Raw genomic sequence first — 22,747 nt, 5'->3', positions numbered from 1 at the left:
AAGGAATGCACCGTATGCGACTGGATTTGTTCGACCTTCAATTGGTGCTGCACATTGTAGACAGCGGCAGTCTGACCAAAGGCGCTGCTCGTTCTGCCATCTCGCTACAAGCAGCCAGTGAACGGATTAAAAAACTCGAACAGCATTACCGCACAGCCCTGTTCACTCGCCAAGCCAAAGGGGTCAAACTGACTCTTGCCGGTCAAACCTTGGTTGAACATGCACAGCGCATCTTAGGTGAGGGGCAACAATTAGAACACGCTATGCTGCCCTTTGCTCACGGGCTGAGTTCCAATATGACCTTATGGTGTAATTCATCTGCACAAAGTGAATATTTACCGGTCTTGCTACCACGTTATTTGCTAGAAAATCCCAATACACAAATTGAGCTGCATGAAGCTGAGTCTAAAGACATCATTGCAGCGATTGAACAAGGCAATGCACAACTAGGTCTAATTTCGGGTTTCTTTAAATCCGAAAAGTTACAAACACTTGAATTTGCAAATGATCCGTTGGTACTGATTTGTCCTATAACTCATGAATTGGCCTCGTTATCTAGCGTCAAACCCGCAGAGATTTTAAATTATCCCTTTGTCGGTTTGATGCAATATCATTCCTTGCAACAATCGATCGAGGCTCAAGCCAAATTATTCGGCTGTGAAATTCAGTATCGGCTGCGTTTGCCAAACTTTGCCGCGATCGCGCAAGTGGTGGCGAATGGTGTGGGCATTGCCATCATGCCAAAACGTGCGGCCCAACGATTACTCAATTTGTATGCCTTTGCCCAAGTTGAGCTCAGCGGGGACTGGGCCAATCGAAAATTGCTCCTCACCGCACGTAATTTTGATGATTTACCCTTAAATTATCAGCATTTTAGTCAGTTTCTACTGTCACAAAAATCTACTTTAGATGGCTAAATCTAGGCTTTAAATCACGCCAAACTGGTGCAGCATCATATAGCCACCGAGGGCAATCAACCCGATAAAAAACACCTTACGGAATTTTTGTTCTGGAATGCGGTAACGGATTTTTTTCCCTGCCCACATACCAATGAGCGCAGGAACCAGTGCCATGGCTGACATGGCATAATCAATCGGAAGATCTTCCACAGGATTTTGCTGTAAGAACACTGCCAAACAAATGGTTGACGTAGTAAAGGCCAAACCGAGTGACTGAACGAGGTCATCGCGTTTGAGCTGCAAACCTTGCAAATATGGCACCACAGGGATCACCACCACACCGGTCGCAACAGTCAGCGCTCCACCAAGATAACCGATCATTGGAGATAGCCATTTTTCATGCGGTGCAAAGTTCGGCAAGCTTTTGGCACAAAGCCCATACAGTCCGTATAGTGCCAACATGCCCCCCAGTAAAGCTTCACTTTTAAATTCACCATGTCCTAAAGTTGGAAAAATACTCCAAATTGAACCGACGATAATCCCAAGTAACAAGGGCCAAAAGCGTTGAATTAGTCGCAGCACCTGCCCTTCGGCAAATAATTGCCAAAAGTTGGTGACCATAGATGGAATGATTAATAACGTCGCTGCCTGAAATGGACTGATCACCATGGTGAGTAAGCCCATCGATACCGCAGGCAGGCCTAACCCAATCGTGCCTTTAATCAGACCTGCAATTGCAAAAACTGTGATGACGAACCAAATCATGGCGAAACTCGCTGAAGAATTGGTTCTATGCTATGCAATTCAGGCGCTTTGAAAAATCAGTGTTTTTGGAATAGAGCCTCAATAAAAAGTTGAGGCTAGGTTATAGCGTCTAAAACAGATAGCGTAGATGGGCTAAACAAACTCTTTTTATTTTGAATAAGTTATAAGCGTATTGGTGGAATAGTTATGTAAAAGCCGTTCCAATATGCTGTTTACTGGAACGGTTTTTAATAAAATATTGATACTTATAGGAAAATTTCAATCATTTCGTATAACGTGTATTATGTTAATTTTAGTAGAACTTTAAAAATGAAAAAATTAGAAATTATCTTTTTCGTAATTTTAATTCTAATTATTTTATGGGGCATACAATGGATGTTTCATGGCTTTCCAACAGGAAATTAAAATCATACTTCGCATCAAAATAAATAGTGTTATATTTCAAAAGGTTATGTTATAAAAAATCGGTAGCGAAAACCCAAAAAACCGACTTGTTTCCAAGCCGGGTTTCTACTGATTTTTTAACTTTTTATTTTGCCCACAAAAATAGCACCCAAATAACGAGTTTTATTTGCCATTTGTTGTGCTATTTCTTGCTCAAGACAAATAGGTCAAAATTTTAATCCAGAAATTCGGAAATTTCCTCAGCAGTTGTTCTCGCGGTCCTTGAAACACCCACCAGCGTTGCTGAACCAGGTCCAGTCCATTCACCATATCCTACTAACCATAGGTTGGGTTGTTTTACTGATCTTGTTCCTTCAACCAGTATCGTATTATTTTCCTCTACTATTCCAAGTGGCTTTAAATGGTCTAAAGTCGCTTTAAATCCAGTACACCAAATCACTGCATCAACCTGTTGAAAAGATCCATCTTCCCAAATCACGCCATCTTCTGTAAAAGCCGAAAACGGGCGCTCACTATGTAAAACTCCTCGTGAACGTGCATCTTTGACTGAATCAATCATGACAATATCACCTAGACCGCCAACAGGCTGATCTATTGTGCCGCCTTCTAATTTTGCCTTTAAACGCTCTGTCGCACGTAAAAATAGTATACGGCCATCAACATCATCTGCTAAAAATTGAGGAGGTGTTGGCGTGATCCAAAGAGTGTCTGCCACTTGGGAAACTTCAGCCAAAATTTGTGCTCCGGAATTTCCACCACCGATAATCATGACGTGCTTATCTTTAAACGGTTCTGCATTTTGATAATGGGCGGAGTGTAATTTCAGCCCTTTAAAATTTTCTTGGCCCGGGTAAGATGGGATATAAGGATGACTCCAGGTGCCCGTTGCACTGACTACAGCCTTGGCTTTCCATAACTGTTCACCTGCATGCACACTCAATGCCTCTCCTTCGCTTTTGACGTGATCAACATATATAGGACGAATAATCGGAAAGTGGTAACGCTGCTCATATTGCTGCAAGTATTCAATAACTTCTTTCTTGGTCGGATACGTTTGTTCTGTATTCGGCATAACCCAACCTGGTAAGGAACTCCAGCTATTCGGTGAAAATAGACGCAAAGAATTCCAGGCATGTAACCAGGCTCCACCTGCTTGATTTTGATCATCTAAAATAATGAATGGTATTTTTTTTCGCTTTAAAAAATAAGCCGTAGATAAAGCAGCCTGCCCACCACCGATAATGATCACATCCGTTTCATTCTGTTTATGATTCAAAGCCCTTTCCCCTTTCATTTTTCTTTAATATAAAAAACCAGTTGCCGGAGCAACTGGTTTTTTATATTAAATTTCAATAACTCAATTTACTTATTTTTTTCAATTAACTCAGCTATTGCTGGAGCTTCTAATACTTTACCGCTTGAGACAATTTTATCATTAATGACTAGACCAGGCGTACTCATCAAACCTGTTTCAGCAATCTTAATTATGTCCGTGACATACTCAATTTCAGCTTGTACCCCACTGCTTTTCACTGCTTCTTCTGTCGCTGCTAGTAAAGCCTTACATTTATGACAACCTGTACCCATAACTTTAATCTGCATTTCTAATCTCCTGAGACTGCTTTTTTATATAAAGAACTGACCAACTAAATTTAGACTATATCCAATGATTAAAACACCAACAAAAACAATCGCGACAAAAAGGCTGAGCAATTGTTTCTTCACGACCTGTTTTAACAAAATTAACGATGGCAGAGAAAGCGCTGTCACCGCCATCATAAAGGCCAAAACTGTACCTAAGCCCACACCTTTAGCTACCAATGCTTCTGCGATAGGTAAAGATCCAAATATATCTGCGTACATCGGCATGCTGACCACAGTCGCAACAAGCACTGAATACCAATGGTCTTGCCCTAATAAGGCAGTAATCCACTGCGTTGGAATCCAGTTATGAATCGCAGCACCAATACCGACACCGATCAAGACATAGATCCAAACTTTCCGGAAGATTTTGACCACCTGCTCCCAGGCAAATTCGCGACGCTCTTTCGCGGACATTTTAAAATTTTCATCATCTTGCACCGCATTATTGTGCGTTACAAATTCAGCGACATACCTTTCCATTTTGAAAAAGCTGATGAGTGAACCACCTAGGACTGCCAGAATCAGACCAAGTACCACGTAGATCATGGCAATTTTCCAGTTGAAGATACTCGCGAGTAAAATAATGGAAGCTAAATCGACCAAAGGAGAGGAAATCAAAAAAGAGAATGTTACGCCGACAGGTAAACCGGCCCGAGTAAAACCAATAAAGATAGGAATAGATGAACATGAACAAAATGGGGTAATGGTTCCCAGTAAGGCACCCATGATATTGGCTTTAATCCCTTTCATGCGTCCCAGAATTTGTCGGGTTCGTTCTGGAGGGAAATAGCTCTGGATATACGACAGTGAATAGATCAGGACACTTAAAAGTATAAAAATTTTAATGACATCATAGATAAAAAAATGCACGCTGCCACCGACTTGCGTGGCAATCGATAAACCTAAGATATTTTCAACGAACCAGGCAACTCCATCTGATAGCCATGTCATTTTCAACAGGACGCTATTTAACCATGCAAAGATTGCAATAATACTGTCCATTTAAATCCCCCTAACCTTGGCCGACTAAAAGTGTTTTAGTGAATGAATAGAGCTGTTCGGTACAAGGGATATTTAGTGAATAACGCATCCAGCGTCCATCTTTTCTTCCCTTGACTAGACCTAATTCAGTCAGACACTTCATATGATGGGAGAGCGTAGATTGCGTAATTGATAAATTTTTCAATAGTTCACAGGCACAACATTCACCTGAATGCAGTGTTTGTAAAATTTTAACCCGCGTTTCATCGGTTAAAGCTTTATATAAATTACAGGCCTGAAGATTGTTCAATCTACACTATCCTTAAATGGCTCTAATGTAACCAGTATGTAAATCATATTGATTATTGTCAATGTGACATGGGAAATAAAAAAAACCATTTTTCAGGGCCTTCACAATAAATTATGTTTTTATTTTAAATACTTACCATTTTCCCCAATAATGAATTTTCCATCTTCTTTAAAAAAAGTACCTAACTGTGCCAAAGGAATATCTAAAACCACTTAGGATGGACGATACAAAATATAGGGTTTCTTCACGTACTACTAAATGTCAGATGTCTATGAAACATGATATTTATGGTTCATCTCACAATGTTCAGCATAATCGATTGATTCTAGCTGTACAGTCACATGATTGAGATCAAAATGATGATGCAAAAATTCGGTAATTTCTGCGATCACGGCATCTGACGTGTGCTGAAATAAAAGTGATTTTCTCACTTAAGATTTACACACCACTTATAAGCATGAATATTCAACTAAAGAGGATTCTATTTAACATAATAGAGGTTATACGAAATGCTTTTGTTAGAACCCATTTAAAGTGTCTATATTCTCACCAATAAAAATGTCCGCTTTTAGAATATGCGCTTTTGCGATTATCGAAGCGGACGGTTTGATATGTTGGTGTCTATGTCGGATAAAGAACTTAAACGATTGTCGGTCTTGCAAGAAATCTGCGATCAACGCATAACTCAACCTCAGGCTGCTCAGCTACTTCATATCTCAGAACGTCAGATCAGACGCTTACTGCAGAAATACAAAGCTCAAGGTCCGCTGCATTAGCCCATGCCGCTCGTGGCCAAATCAGCAATTCTAAACTTCCTGAAGAACTCAGACTTAAGTGTCTCAATATTGTTTCAGATCAACTTTATGGTTTCGGACCCACTTTAGCGCATGAAAAGCTCACCACCGTACATGGACTCGATCTTTCAGTAGAAACCCTGCGTTCTTGGATGATTGCAGCCGATTTATGGATCCCTCGCTGCAAGCGCCTGAAACGACCATATCAGCCTCGTTATAACCGAGATTGTTATGGTGAATTGATCCAAATTGATGGCTCACACCATGATTGGTTTGAAGGCCGTTCTGCCAAGTGCTGCCTACTGGTATTTATCGATGATGCCACAGGAAAATTGCAGCATTTACGCTTCTGTGCGTCAGAGTCAGCCTTTGACTATATGATTTCGACACGTTTATATATCGAACAGCATGGTAAGCCATTGGCATTTTACAGTGACAAACATTCAGTTTTTAGGGTGAATCAAAGTAGCAAGAAAGACACCAAGATTACCCAGTTTGGACGTGTTCTGAGCACTCTCAATATCGATATCATTTTTGCTAACTCCCCTCAAGCCAAAGGTCGTGTAGAACGAGCGAATAGAACACTTCAGGATCGTCTGATTAAGGAGATGCGTCTAGAAGGCATCAAGTTCAATTGCAGATGCCAATAAGTGGCTGCCGTGCTTTATTGAGCAATTTAATCGTAAATTCGCCAAGATGGCTTTTAATTCCAAGGATCTACATCGGCCTATCGCTGAAACAGCCGAAGAATTAGATGATGTTTTTACCTGGCGTGAACCCCGCAGGGTCACGAACAGCTTGACGATTACTTATGATAAATGCGTATATATCTTGGAAAACAGCGAAGAAAATCAAAGATGGGTCGGCAAGTATCTTGAGTTCCTGGAATATCCGGATGGTACTGTAGCCATTGAATATCAGGGAAGAAAAATCAATTACAGCATCTTTGATAAATTAAGTCAGCTCAACCAGAGAGAGATCGTTGAGAATAAACGTTTGGGTTCTGTGCTGGCACATATTCAACAACAGCATGAACAACTGGAACACCAAAACAAACGCAATCGTTCTCAAAAGATGCCACGTAGACAAGCACAGAAAACAGCGATTCAACAACGAAATCTGAATCCTGTGCTTGACTCTTGTAGTTAAAAACAGGACATTTTAAATGGTTTATCGCATAGACATTTTAATTGGGGAATAACATCAAATCCGCCCTAACTATGGTCGAATCTCTTTCAACTCACGTTGAATAAAATGCTGAATCATATCGCGGTATAAACGTTCCACAATATCTGCATTTACACCGTGCTCTGTGGCTTGTAGACGAATTTTACTAATCACCGCTTCGACACGTTCTGGTGATTGAACATCCTGTACTGAACGCTTAAAACGCACCGCTTGATCAACATAAAACTGACGTGCAGCAATGAGCTCAATAATTCCCTGATCAATCACATCAATCTGTGCGCGGGCTTGCTCTAATGACTCAACTTTTTCTTTCTTCATCTTCTCTGGCTTCACTTTCAGCGGTGTTTTCACTTTTATACTTCTCTTCTAACACATTACTGAAAATACTTTCAATCATCCATACGCGGTATAAGCTATTAAATACATAGCTTTGACCTGCAATACGTAATTCTAAAACAGGAAAATCGGGCTGTGACTTCATCTCACAGTGCATATCATTTTCTTTTAATTTTTCAGCAATATCGTTAGTAGTCAGTTCAGAAATCTCTAACTCATACTGTAAAGCCTGAAAATGTGCTTTGAAGGATAAATCACGCCCTTTGATCCATACGGCCTCCAAAATGCGATACATCACATCAATACGCTGCTCTTCGGGCGCACTGTAGTAAAGCTGTGACATAGCTAATGTCGCTGCTTCTGTAGGCCGGCAAAATGGCGTGAACTTAACTTCGGTCCGTTTAGACAGACGTGTTGCCAAACTCCAGTCAAACAAATCACGACCGTGATACGACAATGGATACACATTCAACTGAATATTATAATAGTCCGCCAATTCCTCACGAATATAAGCCAACAGTAACCATGAAATCGGATCTTCCATCGCGATGTAGAGATCAAGCTCAGGATCGAGTCCCTGAATTTCATTCAACTCTTCTGCATCACTGATCAGGTGCTCACGCCATTCAATATGATTGATCATAAAGATCGGGTTATCTGTCAGGAGTTTTTGTTGTTTTAAACGGCGCGTTAAACGCAGTAAATCATCTACAGCATGGTACTTACGTTCACCAAACTCAAAATAGCCCGATAAAATCAGGGTATCGGTAAAGATACGTTCAGGAAAATCTTGAGCTTTATGATGACGGCTGGCCATCGCATACAGTGTTCTCAGCTTGCCATACTGCTTTTGCCACAGCATGTGGAACACATCTTCAAGTAAATAAAGAAAATCTTGGCCGCGTAATGGCGTATTTTTTAGAATAATTTCGGCTTGTTCTAAAGCTTCGGCGGTCGGTTGTTCAGGTGTTTCATGAAAACTAAAACGATGCTGCCGCGCTAAAATTTGGGCATCATTCAGACAATATTGTTGCCATTCTATCGATGACATTTGATTAGGAGGTTCAGCACTCTGACGACAAATAATCACTTTCAGTGGTTTAATTTCATCACTGAGAATTTCTTCTAATTGAGGCAGTTGCTGCGCAGCCAAATAGCTATAAACATCATCCAGTCGAAGATAAACACTCAGACCTTGTTCCGTGGGTAACACCGCTTGTCGGGTCGGTTTCTGATAAAACCAACTCGATCGGATTGGATCGAACCAACGGCGTAACAGTGACATGCGTTTTTTGCCTCAAAATGATGAATTGTGCCGAACCTGCCAGCACATGCTTAAAATTCAACTTCTATTATGAAGCTGTTTTAAATGAGATATAAGCCTTGTGCAAAACTTATATCAAGTCAGGGCTGAATGTTCAATGTTTAACAATGGATTAGACGTCTAGATTTAGGTCAGTCACCGCACCTTTTTCCGCACCAGAGGTCAACTTGGCAAATTTAGCCAAAGCGCCGTGGGTATAGTTTGGTTTCGGTTTGACCCAGGCCGCGCGACGTGCAGCAATTTCATCCTCAGCCACATGCCAAGTCATTTCACTGGTTTCAGCGTTAATTGAAATTTTATCGCCGTTTTTAACCAAGCCAATTGGGCCTCCTTCATAGGCTTCTGGTGTCACATGCCCAATCACAAAACCATGGCTGCCGCCCGAGAAACGCCCATCAGTCAACAGTGCAACAGATTGGCCTAGACCTTTACCAATAATCGCTGAAGTCGGTTTTAACATTTCCGGCATACCCGGCCCGCCTTTTGGCCCAACACCGCGGATCACCACCACTTCACCTTCTTGTACTTCGCCATCTAAAATACCGCGCATGGCACCCTGCTCACCCTCAAATACCCGCGCAGGCCCCTCAAAATACAGCCCTTCTTTACCGGTAATTTTAGCCACTGCACCCGTCGGCGACAAATTTCCTTTGAGTACCACCAAATGTGAATCCTTTTTAATTGGCGTATCAAACGGCAAAATAATTTGCTGTCCTTCAGGATAATCCTCTACATCGGCTAAGTTTTCCGCCAAAGTTTTGCCCGTAACGGTGAGGCAAGAACCGTCGAGCATGCCGGCATCCAGCATGCGTTTCATGAGCGGCTGAATGCCGCCAATGGCAATCAGTTCCGACATTAAATATTTACCCGATGGGCGCACATCGGCCACCACAGGAATATCTTTGCCAATACGCACAAAATCATCCAAAGACAGTTCCACGCCTGCGGTATGCGCCATGGCAATCAAATGCAGTACGCCATTGGTTGAACCGCCTAAAGCAATCAGCACTTTAATCGAGTTTTCAAAAGCGGCTTTGGTCATAATGTCGCGCGGCTTAATATCGAGACGCAGCAGGTTCATCACGGCTTCACCTGCGCGTTGGCAATCTTCAATTTTATCTGCTGAAACTGCTTCCTGCGCCGATGAACCTGGCAAGCTCATGCCTAAGGCTTCAATCGCTGAAGCCATCGAATTGGCCGTATACATACCGCCGCACGAACCCGGCCCCGGCAGCGCGACTTCTTCAATCTGCTTCACTTGAATTTCATTGATTTCGCCTTTGGCGTGCTGACCGACTGCTTCAAATACCGAAATCATATCGGTATGCCCTGCTCCGGGTTTGATGGTGCCACCATAAATAAACAGGCTCGGACGGTTTAATCGCGCCAAACCCATGATACAGCCTGGCATATTCTTGTCGCAGCCGCCTATGGCAATTACGCCATCATAGGCCTGACAGCCCACCACAGCTTCAATGGAATCGGCAATGATTTCCCGCGACAGCAAGGAATACTTCATACCTTCTGTACCGTTGGAAATGCCGTCAGAAATGGTGATGGTATTAAAAATAATGCCTTTACCGCCTGCAGCATTGACCCCGTTCTCAGCATCACGCGCCAAGCCATCAATATGCATATTACACGGCGTGACGTTGGCCCAAGTTGAGGCAATGCCTATAAATGGGCGCTTAAAATCTGCATCTTGAAAGCCCGTGGCACGCATCATGGAACGTGCAGGCGCATTTTCGATACCTTCATAAACAGGCGCAGAATGTTCGCGAATATTATTTTTACTCATTGTTCTTCCTTGGCGATGGCTGATTTTGGCTTCAGCCTTGGCGGATTCTTTTAAAATTATTGTATAGAATTAAAACGGCGTAATACAGTAGACCTCTTGCAAAAGTCAAAAGGTGATCCCTACATTACCAATCAAATTAATATTGAAAGTCCCTTCTCCATGAGCTCTACATGACGTAAGAGAAGGTTTGTACGAGAGGAATTTTCCATCGAAATCCTCTCCCTAGCCCTCTCCTTTAAAAAGGAGAGGGAACGTCACTTTATTTTTGAATACAGTACACAAAACGACTTAAGTAAAGATTTATAATGAATTAAATTTTATCAAATCTCTGATACGCGGGAATGTCATCCGCAACCTGCGAAGCATTTGAATGAACTGTTTTTGCAAAAAAAAATTTTAGAATCTTAAGTGGACAGGTTTTGCAGATGACAAATGGTTTTGATTACTTTTGCCAAAACAAAAGTAACATAAGAGCTCCTAAAATTTGCTTTAAAAACATAAGACTCCGTCGTGTCATTTTTTTAAATTTAGAGACTATAAAAATAAGCTTCCACAATATTCAATTTAGTGAAAATCAAAATAAAAAAATCACCGCAGAAAGTATGAGTTTAGGTTTTATATTCTTTCCCATACAGCCTCATACTAAACAATAAAACTCTAATGCTATCTCGTAGGCACTCCTTACTTTTGACAGGCCAAAAGTAAACAAAAGCCTTTATCTACCCGATATAGCATCCCTGCTATACTGGCAAACGTGCAACTTCCTGTCGCACCTCTCCATAGCAAAAGTTGGGGATTTATAAAATATTACTTGCATAAAAAAAGCACCCCATTCGGAGTGCTTTTTTATTTAAAAATCTAGAGCTTAGATTTCACGTACTGCGCCTTTCGCCGCACTTGTAGTATGCATTGCATACGCTTTCAATGCTTTCGAAATTTTACGCGGACGCTCTTCCACAGGATGCCAGCCTTTTGCTTCTTGCGCTGCACGGCGAGCCGCCATGGTTGCTTCATCAACAGCTAAGTTGATGGTACGGTTTGGAATATCGATTTCAATTAAATCGCCATCTTCCACCAAACCAATTGCACCGCCTTCTGCTGCTTCTGGAGACACGTGACCAATAGAAAGGCCTGATGAACCGCCAGAGAAACGACCATCCGTTAATAGAGCACATTCTTTACCTAAACCTTTCGATTTTAGGTAGCTGGTTGGGTACAGCATTTCTTGCATGCCCGGACCACCTCGTGGACCTTCGTAACGAATGACAACCACATCGCCTGCTTTGATTTCATTGCCCAAGATCGACTCTACAGCAGAATCTTGGCTTTCAAATACACGTGCAGTCCCGTTGAATTTCAGGATGGAATCATCCACACCTGCTGTTTTTACAATACAACCATCGAGCGCGATGTTGCCATAAAGCACAGCCAAACCACCATCTTTAGAGAATGCATGTTCTGCATTACGGATTACACCCGCTTCACGGTCACCATCAAGACGTTGGTAATAACGATCTTGAGAGAATGCAGTTTGCGTTGGTACACCGCCCGGTGCTGAACGGAAGAATTGATATACGTCTTCATTTTCAGTACGGATGATGTCCCATTTATCCAAAGCATCTTTTAGTGAAGCTTCATGAACGGTACCAACCGAAGTATCGAGCAAGCCTGCACGGTCTAATTCACCCAAAATCGACATGATGCCGCCTGCACGGTGTACATCTTCCATATGCACGTCGTTTTTCGCAGGTGCAACTTTACAGAGTACAGGCACTTTGCGAGACAAACGGTCAATGTCGTCCATCGTGAAATCAACACCAGCTTCATTGGCAGCTGCTAATAAATGCAGAACGGTGTTGGTTGACCCACCCATTGCGATGTCCAAAGTCATGGCATTTTCATACGATGCTTTGGTTACCATTTCACGTGGCAATACACTGTAATCATCTTGTTCGTAGTGACGTTTGGTAATTTCTACGATCAATTGACCAGCTTTTTCAAATAATTTTTTACGGTTGGCATGGGTTGCAAGCGTAGAACCATTACCCGGTAAGGACAGACCCAATGCTTCTGTTAAGCAGTTCATTGAGTTTGCTGTGAACATACCTGAGCATGAACCACAAGTTGGGCATGCAGAGCGTTCGTATTCAGCAACTTCTTCATCAGTATAGTTGTCATCTGCAGCCACAATCATGGCATCAATCAAGTCGATCGCTTTGTCATTGCCGCGGATTTTGACTTTACCCGCTTCCATTGGGCCGCCAGAAACAAATACCACTGGAATGTTCAAGCGCATTGCCGCCATCAACATCCCTGGGGTAATTTTGTCACAGTTGGAAATACATACCATGGCGTCAGCACAGTGCGCGCTCACCATGTATTCTACTGAGTCTGCAATCAAGTCACGTGAAGGCAATGAATACAGCATGCCGTCATGGCCCATCGCAATACCGTCATCGACTGCGATGGTGTTAAATTCTTTAGCAACACCGCCTGCTTGCTCAATTTGACGCGCCACAAGTTGACCAAGGTCTTTAAGATGAACGTGACCCGGTACAAATTGGGTAAATGAGTTCACGACAGCAATAATTGGTTTACCGAAGTCTTCATCTTTCATACCAGTTGCACGCCATAAGCCGCGCGCACCCGCCATATTTCTTCCGTGTGTCGATGTTTTTGAACGATAGTCAGGCATTTTATATTTCCAACAAAGTTTGAGCTTGAAATGAACCCTGCAGATTCACTCTGGCTAAATCATACTGACAATGATGTAAAATCAGTCGAATTTTAAACCTATCATACACCAAGCCATTGTTTTTAAAGATGGCTTTTTAAGCTGAGATTTGGGCAGATGGGTCTATAAATAAAACCGAGTGATTTGACGACAAAAATCTTTTAACTGAAATCTACTATACCGCCATCAATGGCTGCACAATACAAAACTTTCATGAATAATTTTTAAATTTTATATAAATATAATTTATTTAAAAAATTGCAAATTTGCGATTTTGGGTTATGAAATCATTGAGCTTGGACAGCTTCAAAGTTGCAAAAATCAATTTCTAATGTTCTAAATTACGCATTAATCATTTGCTATAATCCACATATTCAACACAGATTCGGTTCATTCATTTTGAAAATCATCTTTGCCGGTACGCCAGAATTTGCCGCAACAGCACTAGCTGCTTTGCTCAACACACAACATGAAATTGTTGCGGTATACACTCAACCTGACCGCAAAGCTGGACGTGGACAAAAACTCACAGCTTCTGCCGTAAAGCAATTGGCTTTGGAGCACCATATTCCGGTTTACCAACCGCTTCATTTCAAATCATCGACTGAAGAAGGTTTAGCCGCACAAGCGGAATTAAAGGCCTTAAATGCCGATGTTATGGTGGTTGCAGCCTATGGTTTGATCTTGCCGCAAGTCGTGTTAGATACCCCGAAATATGGCTGCCTGAACATTCATGGTTCATTGCTGCCACGTTGGCGTGGTGCCGCACCGATTCAACGTGCCATCGCTACAGGTGATATTGAAACAGGTGTCACCATTATGAAAATGGCAGCCGGACTCGATACAGGCGACATGATGTATAAAACCATCTGCCCGATTGAAGTAACGGATACCTCTGCAACTTTGCATGACAAACTTGCAGAGCAAGGTGCAACTGCAATTGCTGCCGTTTTAGACACTGAACAAACATTGCAGCAATATTTAGACAGCCGTGAAGTCCAAGACGAAGCGTTAACGGTTTATGCACATAAGCTTTCAAAAGCCGAAGCAAAAATTGATTGGTCCATCGATGCTGTACAAATTGATCGTAACATTCGTGCCTTTAATCCATGGCCGGTAGCATTTATTCAGTTGGATGAACAAAACAACTTACGTGTTTGGCATTCTGAACTTTCTGCTGTGTCTGCACCGAACGCTCAAGCAGGTGAAATCATTGCCATCGATAAAAAAGGCATACACGTTGCCTGTGCCAATGGCAGCGTGATTATTTTGACTTCTTTGCAATGGCCGGGTGCTAAACCACTCAACCCTGTACAAATTTTACAAACCCAAAAATTGACTATTGGACAAATTTTATAATGAAGCAATCTCCCAACGCCTCGACCCGAGACCTTAATTTACGTGCTCAGGTAGTGAAGACGTTATTGGCTGTCCAAAATGGTCAATCGCTGCAATCGGTACTCGCGCAGCAAATGAATATCGTGTCAGATAAAGACCGTGCGTTATTCCATGAATTGGTGCTCGGTTGTTTACGTCAATGGTATGCATTGAAACAACTGACTTTACCGCTTCTGTCTAAACCGGTAGATAACCAAGTGGTTGAAACCTGTTTATACCTTGGTTTGTACCAATTATTGTGTACCCGTGTCGCGGCTCATGCTGCAATTTCTGAAACGGTGGAAGCTGCAAAACAATTGGGTATGGGAAGTCTAAGTGGCTTAATCAACGCAATTTTGCGCCGTGCAACACGTGAAACAGAACAGTTCTACGACGTACTTGAACAAGCCACCAATTTACCAAGTTGGTTAACCAAACGTCTGAAAAAAGACTGGGGCGAACAATTTGATGAACTTAGTTATGAGCTTAAGCAAATTGCACCACTGACTTTACGTGTTAATACACGCCAAGTCAGCCGTGACGAATACCTTGATATTTTGGAAGATGAAGGCATCGATGCACATCGCTGTGAACTCTCTAATGTCGGTATCGTGATGGATGAAAGTCTACATATTCCAAGTTTGCCGGGCTTTGAAGCAGGTGGTTTTTCGGTACAAGATGAACATGCTCAACTGTGTGCAACACTATTACCAAATCTCGATGGTAAATTTGTGATTGATGCTTGTGCTGCGCCGGGTGGTAAAACCGCACATATTTTAGAAACCTTCCAACCGAAGAAACTCATTGCACTGGATCAAGATGAAAAGCGTCTGAAACGTGTGGTTGAAAACCTTGATCGTTTGGATCTCGATGGTAAACATGTTGAAATTCAAACTGCCGATGCCATCACCTATACTGCTCCTGAACTTGCTGATTGTATCGTGCTCGATGCGCCATGTACTGCTGTCGGTGTAATGCGTCGTCATCCTGATATTCGTTTACTACGTCAATCGGGCGACATTGCAAAAACTGTAGTGTTACAAAAACAAATTTTGGAAAACATGTGGAAGCAGCTTAAAGTCGGCGGCAAGCTGCTTTATATCACATGCTCGATTTTAAAAGCTGAAAATGAACAGCAAATGGTTGAGTTCTTTGCCAATCATGCCGATGCCCAAGAAATTAAAATTGAAGCGGATTGGGGTGTTGAACAAATTCATGGTCGTCAATTGTTCCCGAAAGTGGGTTATGGCGATGGCTTCTTCTACTGCCTCATTCAAAAAACAGCTTAATCTACAATAGAATTTGCTTTTTAGTACCACATAAAAAAGGAACCCTCGGGTTCCTTTTTTATCAACGATGAAGCTTAATCTTCTTCATCTGGATGTTTTGCTAAATGGATCGACGCTAAGATCAAGCCGCCCCAAAGTAAAACCATTGAAATGATCATCATGATTAATGCAGATGTATTCATGTTATTTCTCCTCAGGTTTTTGGTCTTTCATGCAACTAAATACAATCGCACCAAGCACAAAGATCGCAATGACTAAACCGGCTACAGGCAATAACACGTCAACTGGATAACCGCCATAGCCTTTAGATGCAACGTCTTTAATGGTTAAGCCTAAAGCCACCAATAATGAAAGCGGAGTAACAACCGTTAATAAGAAGTTCCAACCAAAGCCTAATTTAATACTTGAATATTGATTTACATGATCGCGTAATTGCGCAAGCAATGGACGACGGAACCACGACACCAAGATAATCGAGAACAAACCACCCGCCACGATACCAATGTTATTGGCAAAGTAGTCAATGATGTCAACGAAAGTAATCGCACTGTGGGTTGAGAAAATTAAAGTCGATAAAATGGCAGAACCACCCGCAACAATCGTTACAGCTTTTTTACGTGACCAGCCGAATTTATCTTGGAACGACGCAATTGGCACTTCCAAAATACTCACCATTGACGTGATACCCGCAACAGCAAGTGATGAGAAGAACAAGAAACCAAATAAATCACCGCCCGCACCTAAGCTCGAAATGATTTTCGGGAAGGCAATGAAGGCCAAGCCAATACCGCCTGAAACCACTTCATTTACAGGTACGCCCGCACTATGCGCCATAAAGCCCAATGCCGCAAAAATACCAATACCCGCTAAGATTTCAAATGATGAGTTGGCTAATGCAACCACTACGCCTGAACCGGTTAAGTTGGTTTTTGCTTTTAAGTAAGACGCATAGGTCAACATGATCCCGAAACCAATCGATAACGAGAAGAAGATATGACCAAAGGCTGCTAACCATACTTTATAGTCAGTCATCGCATCCCAGTTTGGCGTAAAGAATGCATTTAAACCTTCTGTAGCACCAGGTAAACGTACCGCTTGAATCACCAAAATCGAGAACAAAATCACCAACAATGGAATAAAGATTTTATTCGAAAGCTCTACACCCTTCTTCACACCACCATATAAAATGAACATGGTAATCGCCCAAACAATCACCAATCCAAAAAATAAGGTCGGTACAAAACCAAAGGCAATTCCATCGGCATTTTGCAAGTAAGTATTAAAGAAAAAGCCTTGAGTATCTTCACCCCATTTTTGACCGATTGAGTAGAAAATATAACTGCCGGCCCATGACAATACACTGGCATAGTAGATCCCGATGATGAGTGTCACCATCACTTGCCACCAACCTAATGCCTCACTGTTCATAAGTTTTTTATATGCAGTTGGCGGAGCTTTTCGGAATTTATGCCCCACTGCATAATCTAAGAATAATAAAGGCAAACCCGCTGCAAAAATTGCAATTAAATAGGGAATTAAAAATGCACCGCCACCATTTTCATATGCTACGTAAGGGAAACGCCAAATATTTCCCAAACCTACAGCGGAACCAATAGCGGCAATGATAAATCCTGATCGTGCCGACCAGTTTTCACGATTATCTGACATAGAACACCTAAACCTCAGGCATCTTTAACTGCTGCTTGTTATGGTTATATCGCGAGCAAAAAAAGAACCATAAAAATAAAATTCTGGGTGTTTGATCTGGTGAGATACCTTGTGAGCGTCTATACCAAATTGCAAACAGAAAAATCACATGCGCATTTTGGTTAAAAACACCACAAATAACTTTCCCTTTGTATGAATTAACAATACTCACTTTTTTTAAGTTTTTCTGTAATTTCTACGGCAAATATTCCATTTTTATAATGTGTTTAGGCTTAAATGTTCATTTAATCAGCTTATTTTTCATACAATTTAAGTTATCAATAATATAACTTTTAGGAATATTTTATTTCCAATTAAATTTTTAAAGTTATTTCACTCGATAATGTCCGGTAATTTGATAGGCATGCAAAAGATCTTCTTCCTGTGTGCCCTCTCCTATATTATGGATAATCAGCGGAACCCGGCTACCTTTCATTTTACGATCTGAAACCACACCGATATGCACTAAACCACGCCCTAAGTCCCAAGTGACAATATCACCTGCCAAATACTGCTTATCTTTGACTACATAGCCCTGACGTTGCATCCAGGTTTGAATATTGGGAACACGTCGATGATCAATATTTTTATCAGTACTTTTTAAGCCCCATTTTTGTGGATACTGCTTAAAATTGGCTTTCATATCTTCATGAATGGCTTGTTGTAAATCAATCCCTTGCTGTCGTAATGCACGAATTATCACATCGGTACAAACACCCTTGATTAAAGGGACATCTCCCATCGGATAACGCAGTGCAGTATATGCAGGATCATAATATAAGGTTTTCCCAATTTGACTGCGTGCATCCGTCACCATTTGAGTGGCATTAAAAGCAAAGACAACCATATTCACGGTCATCAAACTGACCAATAATAAAATTCGTTTCATTTTTTCTTATTCACTTTAGATTTTTCAAATGATTCAAAAACTGGGCTTCGAACAGATCCATACTGAACCAAGCCCATGTTTAAACAGCTACAGTTTTATCGCCAATACCCGTTCTTCTTGCATATCTCGAATGGCGGACTGAATTCCTTCACGGCCTAAGCCAGAATCTTTTACGCCACCATATGGCATGTTATCGACACGGAAAGATGGAATATCATTAATAATCACTCCACCAACCTCTAAGTGATTCCACGCATACAACATTTTATTCAAATTTTGCGTATAGACACCCGCTTGTAAACCAAAACGGCTGCTATTAATTTTGGCAATACCTTTTTCAAAGTTTTTGTATTTCTCTAAAATCGCTACAGGGCCAAAGATTTCATCTTTATACACTTCTAGCGATTCATCGACATTTTCTAATAAAATTGGATCGAGCAAAGCCCCCTGATGTTCACCACGAACCAAAGCTTTAGCTCCTTTTTTGACTGCTTTATCGACCCATTTATGCACGCGTGTTGCTTCTGCTTCCTTAATCATTGGACCGACCATGGTGCTTTCCAACTGTGGATCATCCGCTTTAAGCTGCTTCATTCTCGCCACGAGTTTTTTCTTCACATCGGCATAGATATCGGCATGCACCAAGATGCGTTGAACACTAATACACACCTGCCCTGCATGGTTATACGCCCCACCGACTAAGCGTTCAATAAATGCCGCTGAAATTTCAGTATCAGGCTCAACCAATACAGCAGCGTTGCCACCGAGTTCCAAAGTCACTTTTTTACGCCCCGCACGCGCTTTCATATCCCAGCCGACAACATCGGAACCGGTAAAGCTGAGCAGTTTAAATCGGTCATCTGTTACCAAGACATCTGCATGTTCACGTGGACAAGGTAAAACTGAAAAAGCACCTTTAGGTAAATCCGTTTCTGCCAAAACTTCCGCAATTTTTAAAGCTGAAATAGGCGTCAAACTTGCAGGCTTCAAAACAAATGGACAGCCTGCGGCAATGGCAGGTGCAATTTTATGCGCAGTCAGATTGATCGGAAAATTAAACGGGCTGATCAAGGATACAGGGCCTATCGGCACATGTTTGACCATGCCTTGATAGCCAGATGCCGCTGCAGTAACCGCCAATGGGATCATGCGACCATCATCCATCTGTGTGACAGCATCGGCAGCAATTTGAAAGGTATTAATTAAACGTTCAACTTCAGCAGCTGCGGCTTTATGCGGTTTTCCACCTTCCGCAATTAAAATTTCAGTCAATTCTGCACGCATTTCATTAAAACGTTTAACACAGTGCAGTAAGATTTTTTGTTTTTGAAAAGGTTCCAATGCCGCCATTGCAGCGCTAGATTTAACCGCTGAATCAATGGCTTTTTCAATGGTTGCAGCATCTGCGAGTGCAACGCGTGCATATACGTCTTGGGTATATTTATGATTCACTTCTAACCACTGCTCTGTGGTCGCTGCTTTACCTGCAACATAGAGCGGATAATCTTTTATATCTTGTACGGCTTTGGACATGACGATATTTCCATGATCTTGAGACATTATTGATAAATGTGAATAAATCTATGCCTCTATCATGCGCTGACTGAGCACAGAGTTCACTATATTTAAGTAACAAAATGAACCTCAAGCCTCAAACTTGATTACTTATACGCCCTGAACTTCATCCCCTATTTTCAGACCTCTGCTTGTACTGAAAAACGTATGATCGAGTCTCTATATAACGATGAAATTAAATTAGAAAAGCTATTTAAAATATTAAATCTCATTATTTATCAATATGTTTTAATAAATCATTCAGCCCCAATTCAATGATAAGAATTATGAGTACAACATAAAAAAAGCCCATCAAATGACGGGCTTTTTAAATCTATGTTTTAGCTATACGAACGCTGTGTTTTCACTGAAGCCTTATTCACATTTTCTAAAGCGGCAACCTCTTCATCCGTTTGCGCTTTGCGAATAAAGAACACTGCAATCGCTGCGATGACTACTGGAATTCCTACGGCCATAAAGTTAATTTGATGTGGCAATTCTTGTGATAATAAATAGCCGATCAGAATCGGGCCAACAATCGCACCTGTACGACCAACTGCAGAAGCCCAACCAATACCTGTCGAACGTACAGACAACGGATAGTACTGTGCAACATAGCTATACAGCAAGATTTGTGAACCAATTGCCGATGCACCTGCGACTGCAACCAAAAGATAGATCACAGGCTGTGGTGAATTAAAGCCGAGTAACGATAGTGCCACAGCACCTGCGAGACATAATGTAATGATCACCGGTTTTAAATGGAATTTGTCAGCTAAAATACCGCCGCCAATCGTACCAATCACCGCACCAATATTCATCGCCAATAGGAACGTCAAACTGCTACCTAATGAATAACCTGCGGCCATCATTAGTTTTGGTAACCAACTGCCTAATGCATAAAGGGTTAATAGACACATAAAGAAACACAGCCAAAACAACATCGTACTTACGCCACGACCTTGCTTATACAACGCTTTAACAGACGTTCCACCCGGAACCGCAACTTCAGTCAGTTCCAGTTGAGTATTTGCAGTCACGGTTTGTTCAGGTGCAATGGTTTGAATCATACGACGTGCTTCATCATGACGATTCACCTTCACCAAAAATGTGAGCGATTCAGGTAAAAATTTCCAAGCAAATGGCAACAGTAACAGTGGAATACCCGCAATGAAGAACATGATTTGCCAACCATAATCCGCAGTAAACCATGAACCAAAGAGAGCCGCCATGATGCCACCCATTGCATAACCACTGAACATGGTGGTCACTAAAGTACTGCGTAGATGCTTAGGTGCATATTCAGATGTCAATGCCACAAGGTTCGGTAATACCCCACCAATGCCAAGTCCAGCAATAAAACGTAACGCGCCAAATTCCGTTGGATTTGATGCAAAACCGCCTAAAAATGTGAATGTACTGAATAAAAATACACAAATCATGATAACTTTTTTACGGCCAATCCTATCAGCCAAAGTACCAAACATCATGGCACCAAACATCATCCCTGCAAGTGCTGTACTCGCTAGCATACCTGCCTGAACAGCTGTTAATCCCCAATCTTTCATCAATAAAGGCAGCGCAACACCATTGATCGCTAAGTCGTAACCATCAAATAAAATAAGAATTAGACACCACATCATGATGCTGAAATGCGATTTTGTGAACTTAGCGTTATCGACAACGCTATTCACATTCATTGTGCTTGTAGACATTGAACCTCACCTCCAATTGTGAGTTTTATTTTTCGCTACAATGCCGTTTTTGACTGTAAATTGTCCAAAATTACAAAGGTATAGACCCATACCTTTCAGATATATCCATGTTGTTTGGGAATAAAATGTCATAAAAACTCGGATATTTTTGAAATATTTATACATAAAAAAGTCGATGGACTGTGGGTCTAGTTTTTATAATGATTAATTTTCAATGTGTTACTAGAAGCTAAATCACAATCAGACGATAGATTATTTGATATGAAAATTGTCAGAATAAAACTCAAATTTTATAGAAAAAAACCAGACTCTACGATCTAGGTCGTAGATTTCTAAATCATAAGGCATCAGCCATCACTTAAGTCGATAATTAGGCATTTAAACTGTTGTTTTAGCTGACTTACATTCAGGTTTTCCGACATTTTTAAGCTGAGAATTCCTTCAATTGATGATTTTTAAATGCGTTTATTGTCTAATAATCATCCATGTTTAAATAATTCAAGCCACAATCTATCAATATTTTTATCATCTCCCTGTTTTATGCTTCTGCTTATCTTCTTTTCCCCTTTTCTCCACACATAAAAAAACACCCCCTGACGTATCAGGGGGTGTTTCGAATAAAGAGCTGGCGATGACTTACTCTCACATGGGTAACCCCACACTACCATCAGCGCTAAGAGGTTTCACTTCTGAGTTCGGGAAGGGATCAGGTGGTTCACTCTTGCTATTGTCGCCAGCACAACTGTTATGACTTTGCATTTGGTCTTATCTTTTCAGTGCCGTTGCTTGGTCAAATGAGTTATTAACAGAAGTACTTGAGTTAATTTAAGGTGTTCATTTTATCTAGCTTTTCAACTAAATCAAGTTTGATTGATTATATGTGAATCAATTGATGCTTTACATACAACTGTTTGGGTGTTGTATAGTCAAGCCTCACGAGCAATTAGTATTGGTCAGCTTCATGCGTCACCGCACTTCCACATCCAACCTATCAACGTCGTAGTCTTCAACGGCTCTTTAGTGGACATAAAGTCCAAG

The 22,747-nt window shown here is 41.4% G+C and carries 17 protein-coding genes, 2 rRNA genes and 1 pseudogene; 4 read left to right on the top strand and 16 right to left on the bottom strand.

The annotated features are described in order from the left end of the window. Positions 1–14 precede the first annotated feature (14 nt). Positions 15–917 (top strand): LysR family transcriptional regulator, encoded by a 903-nt coding sequence (locus tag FTV11_RS04755; RefSeq protein ID WP_180073488.1) that lies wholly within the window; start codon positions 15–17, stop codon positions 915–917. 9 nt (positions 918–926) lie between these two features. Here FTV11_RS04755 and FTV11_RS04750 read toward each other — a convergent pair whose 3' ends face one another. The 5 genes from FTV11_RS04750 to FTV11_RS04730 all read right to left on the bottom strand — a co-directional run bounded on the left by FTV11_RS04750 (position 927) and on the right by FTV11_RS04730 (position 5,004). Further along, the gene (locus FTV11_RS04750) at positions 927–1,664 is read right to left on the bottom strand and encodes a sulfite exporter TauE/SafE family protein (RefSeq protein WP_168379429.1); all 738 of its coding nucleotides are present in this window, start codon (positions 1,662–1,664) and stop codon (positions 927–929) included. Between the two features lie 619 nt (positions 1,665–2,283). Next, complete coding sequence (locus FTV11_RS04745) at positions 2,284–3,345, bottom strand: ArsO family NAD(P)H-dependent flavin-containing monooxygenase (protein WP_020846547.1); 1,062 nt, start codon at positions 3,343–3,345, stop codon at positions 2,284–2,286. Between the two features lie 86 nt (positions 3,346–3,431). Further along, complete coding sequence (locus FTV11_RS04740; RefSeq protein WP_004871187.1) at positions 3,432–3,671, bottom strand: thioredoxin family protein; 240 nt, start codon at positions 3,669–3,671, stop codon at positions 3,432–3,434. 24 nt (positions 3,672–3,695) lie between these two features. Further along, the gene (locus FTV11_RS04735; protein ID WP_180073487.1) at positions 3,696–4,715 is read right to left on the bottom strand and encodes a permease; all 1,020 of its coding nucleotides are present in this window, start codon (positions 4,713–4,715) and stop codon (positions 3,696–3,698) included. Positions 4,716–4,725: 10 nt separating this feature from the next. Then, complete coding sequence (locus FTV11_RS04730) at positions 4,726–5,004, bottom strand: metalloregulator ArsR/SmtB family transcription factor (protein WP_004871185.1); 279 nt, start codon at positions 5,002–5,004, stop codon at positions 4,726–4,728. A 623-nt stretch (positions 5,005–5,627) separates the two neighbouring features. Here FTV11_RS04730 and FTV11_RS04725 point away from each other — a divergent pair. Then, positions 5,628–6,947, top strand: a pseudogene (locus tag FTV11_RS04725) (ISNCY family transposase). 69 nt (positions 6,948–7,016) lie between these two features. On the opposite strand, the gene FTV11_RS04720 reads toward FTV11_RS04725, so the two are convergent. The 4 genes from FTV11_RS04720 to ilvD (FTV11_RS04705) all read right to left on the bottom strand — a co-directional run bounded on the left by FTV11_RS04720 (position 7,017) and on the right by ilvD (FTV11_RS04705) (position 13,139). Continuing rightward, complete coding sequence (locus tag FTV11_RS04720; RefSeq protein WP_078191648.1) at positions 7,017–7,304, bottom strand: chorismate mutase; 288 nt, start codon at positions 7,302–7,304, stop codon at positions 7,017–7,019. Then, positions 7,285–8,607, bottom strand: coding sequence for a hypothetical protein (locus FTV11_RS04715; RefSeq protein WP_180073486.1), 1,323 nt, complete (start codon positions 8,605–8,607; stop codon positions 7,285–7,287). The genes FTV11_RS04720 and FTV11_RS04715 overlap by 20 nt, the downstream gene beginning before the upstream one ends. Positions 8,608–8,758: 151 nt before the next feature. Continuing rightward, entirely contained in the window at positions 8,759–10,444 is a 1,686-nt protein-coding gene (gene ilvD, locus FTV11_RS04710; protein ID WP_180073485.1) for a dihydroxy-acid dehydratase, read from the bottom strand. Positions 10,445–11,309: 865 nt separating this feature from the next. Then, complete coding sequence (gene ilvD, locus FTV11_RS04705) at positions 11,310–13,139, bottom strand: dihydroxy-acid dehydratase (protein ID WP_078191651.1); 1,830 nt, start codon at positions 13,137–13,139, stop codon at positions 11,310–11,312. A 438-nt stretch (positions 13,140–13,577) separates the two neighbouring features. Between ilvD (FTV11_RS04705) and fmt the strand changes: the two genes are divergently transcribed. Both fmt and rsmB read left to right on the top strand, forming a co-directional pair. After that, positions 13,578–14,537: a methionyl-tRNA formyltransferase gene (gene fmt / locus FTV11_RS04700; RefSeq protein WP_180073484.1), complete on the top strand. Its 960-nt coding sequence runs from the start codon at positions 13,578–13,580 to the stop codon at positions 14,535–14,537. Then, on the top strand, positions 14,537–15,844 hold the full coding sequence (gene rsmB, locus FTV11_RS04695; protein WP_180073483.1) for a 16S rRNA (cytosine(967)-C(5))-methyltransferase RsmB: 1,308 nt from the start codon (positions 14,537–14,539) through the stop codon (positions 15,842–15,844). Before fmt ends, rsmB begins: the two co-directional genes overlap by 1 nt. A 74-nt stretch (positions 15,845–15,918) precedes the next feature. Here the strand turns inward: rsmB and FTV11_RS04690 are convergent, their stop codons facing one another. From FTV11_RS04690 to FTV11_RS04660, 7 genes are all read right to left on the bottom strand, one after another. Continuing rightward, complete coding sequence (locus FTV11_RS04690) at positions 15,919–16,026, bottom strand: methionine/alanine import family NSS transporter small subunit (RefSeq protein WP_078194501.1); 108 nt, start codon at positions 16,024–16,026, stop codon at positions 15,919–15,921. A 1-nt stretch (position 16,027) separates the two neighbouring features. Continuing rightward, entirely contained in the window at positions 16,028–17,512 is a 1,485-nt protein-coding gene (locus tag FTV11_RS04685; RefSeq protein ID WP_180073482.1) for a sodium-dependent transporter, read from the bottom strand. 367 nt (positions 17,513–17,879) lie between these two features. After that, positions 17,880–18,410 carry a DUF1287 domain-containing protein gene (locus tag FTV11_RS04680; protein ID WP_373685409.1) on the bottom strand — a complete coding sequence of 177 codons (531 nt, stop codon included), beginning with the start codon at positions 18,408–18,410 and terminating at the stop codon, positions 17,880–17,882. A gap of 117 nt (positions 18,411–18,527) precedes the next feature. Then, a complete protein-coding gene (locus FTV11_RS04675; RefSeq protein WP_180073480.1) occupies positions 18,528–19,973 on the bottom strand; it encodes an aldehyde dehydrogenase family protein in 1,446 nt (481 codons plus the stop codon). 362 nt (positions 19,974–20,335) lie between these two features. After that, positions 20,336–21,709, bottom strand: coding sequence for an MFS transporter (locus FTV11_RS04670; protein ID WP_180035039.1), 1,374 nt, complete (start codon positions 21,707–21,709; stop codon positions 20,336–20,338). A gap of 623 nt (positions 21,710–22,332) precedes the next feature. Further along, positions 22,333–22,447, bottom strand: a 5S ribosomal RNA gene (gene rrf / locus FTV11_RS04665). A gap of 184 nt (positions 22,448–22,631) precedes the next feature. Next, a 23S ribosomal RNA gene (locus tag FTV11_RS04660) occupies positions 22,632–22,747 on the bottom strand; the annotation flags it as partial.

The organism is Acinetobacter sp. YH12231 (assembly GCF_013417755.1).
GTDB classification, from domain to species: Bacteria; Pseudomonadota; Gammaproteobacteria; order Pseudomonadales; family Moraxellaceae; genus Acinetobacter; species Acinetobacter amyesii.
Note: the sequence above shows the minus strand (reverse complement) of the source record. Positions and strands in the feature narration are given on the sequence as shown.

What these genes read in the sequence shown, in the direction of transcription:
- FTV11_RS04680 (WP_373685409.1), bottom strand. Translation starts at nt 18,410, where the DNA reads ATGACCGTGAATATGGTTGTCTTTGCTTTTAATGCCACTCAAATGGTG.
- rsmB (WP_180073483.1), top strand. Translation starts at nt 14,537, where the DNA reads ATGAAGCAATCTCCCAACGCCTCGACCCGAGACCTTAATTTACGTGCT.
- ilvD (WP_078191651.1), bottom strand. Translation starts at nt 13,139, where the DNA reads ATGCCTGACTATCGTTCAAAAACATCGACACACGGAAGAAATATGGCG.
- FTV11_RS04750 (WP_168379429.1), bottom strand. Translation starts at nt 1,664, where the DNA reads ATGATTTGGTTCGTCATCACAGTTTTTGCAATTGCAGGTCTGATTAAA.
- FTV11_RS04675 (WP_180073480.1), bottom strand. Translation starts at nt 19,973, where the DNA reads ATGTCCAAAGCCGTACAAGATATAAAAGATTATCCGCTCTATGTTGCA.
- FTV11_RS04755 (WP_180073488.1), top strand. Translation starts at nt 15, where the DNA reads ATGCGACTGGATTTGTTCGACCTTCAATTGGTGCTGCACATTGTAGAC.
- FTV11_RS04720 (WP_078191648.1), bottom strand. Translation starts at nt 7,304, where the DNA reads ATGAAGAAAGAAAAAGTTGAGTCATTAGAGCAAGCCCGCGCACAGATT.
- FTV11_RS04685 (WP_180073482.1), bottom strand. Translation starts at nt 17,512, where the DNA reads ATGTCAGATAATCGTGAAAACTGGTCGGCACGATCAGGATTTATCATT.
- FTV11_RS04715 (WP_180073486.1), bottom strand. Translation starts at nt 8,607, where the DNA reads ATGTCACTGTTACGCCGTTGGTTCGATCCAATCCGATCGAGTTGGTTT.
- ilvD (WP_180073485.1), bottom strand. Translation starts at nt 10,444, where the DNA reads ATGAGTAAAAATAATATTCGCGAACATTCTGCGCCTGTTTATGAAGGT.
- FTV11_RS04740 (WP_004871187.1), bottom strand. Translation starts at nt 3,671, where the DNA reads ATGCAGATTAAAGTTATGGGTACAGGTTGTCATAAATGTAAGGCTTTA.
- FTV11_RS04735 (WP_180073487.1), bottom strand. Translation starts at nt 4,715, where the DNA reads ATGGACAGTATTATTGCAATCTTTGCATGGTTAAATAGCGTCCTGTTG.
- FTV11_RS04670 (WP_180035039.1), bottom strand. Translation starts at nt 21,709, where the DNA reads ATGTCTACAAGCACAATGAATGTGAATAGCGTTGTCGATAACGCTAAG.
- FTV11_RS04690 (WP_078194501.1), bottom strand. Translation starts at nt 16,026, where the DNA reads ATGAATACATCTGCATTAATCATGATGATCATTTCAATGGTTTTACTT.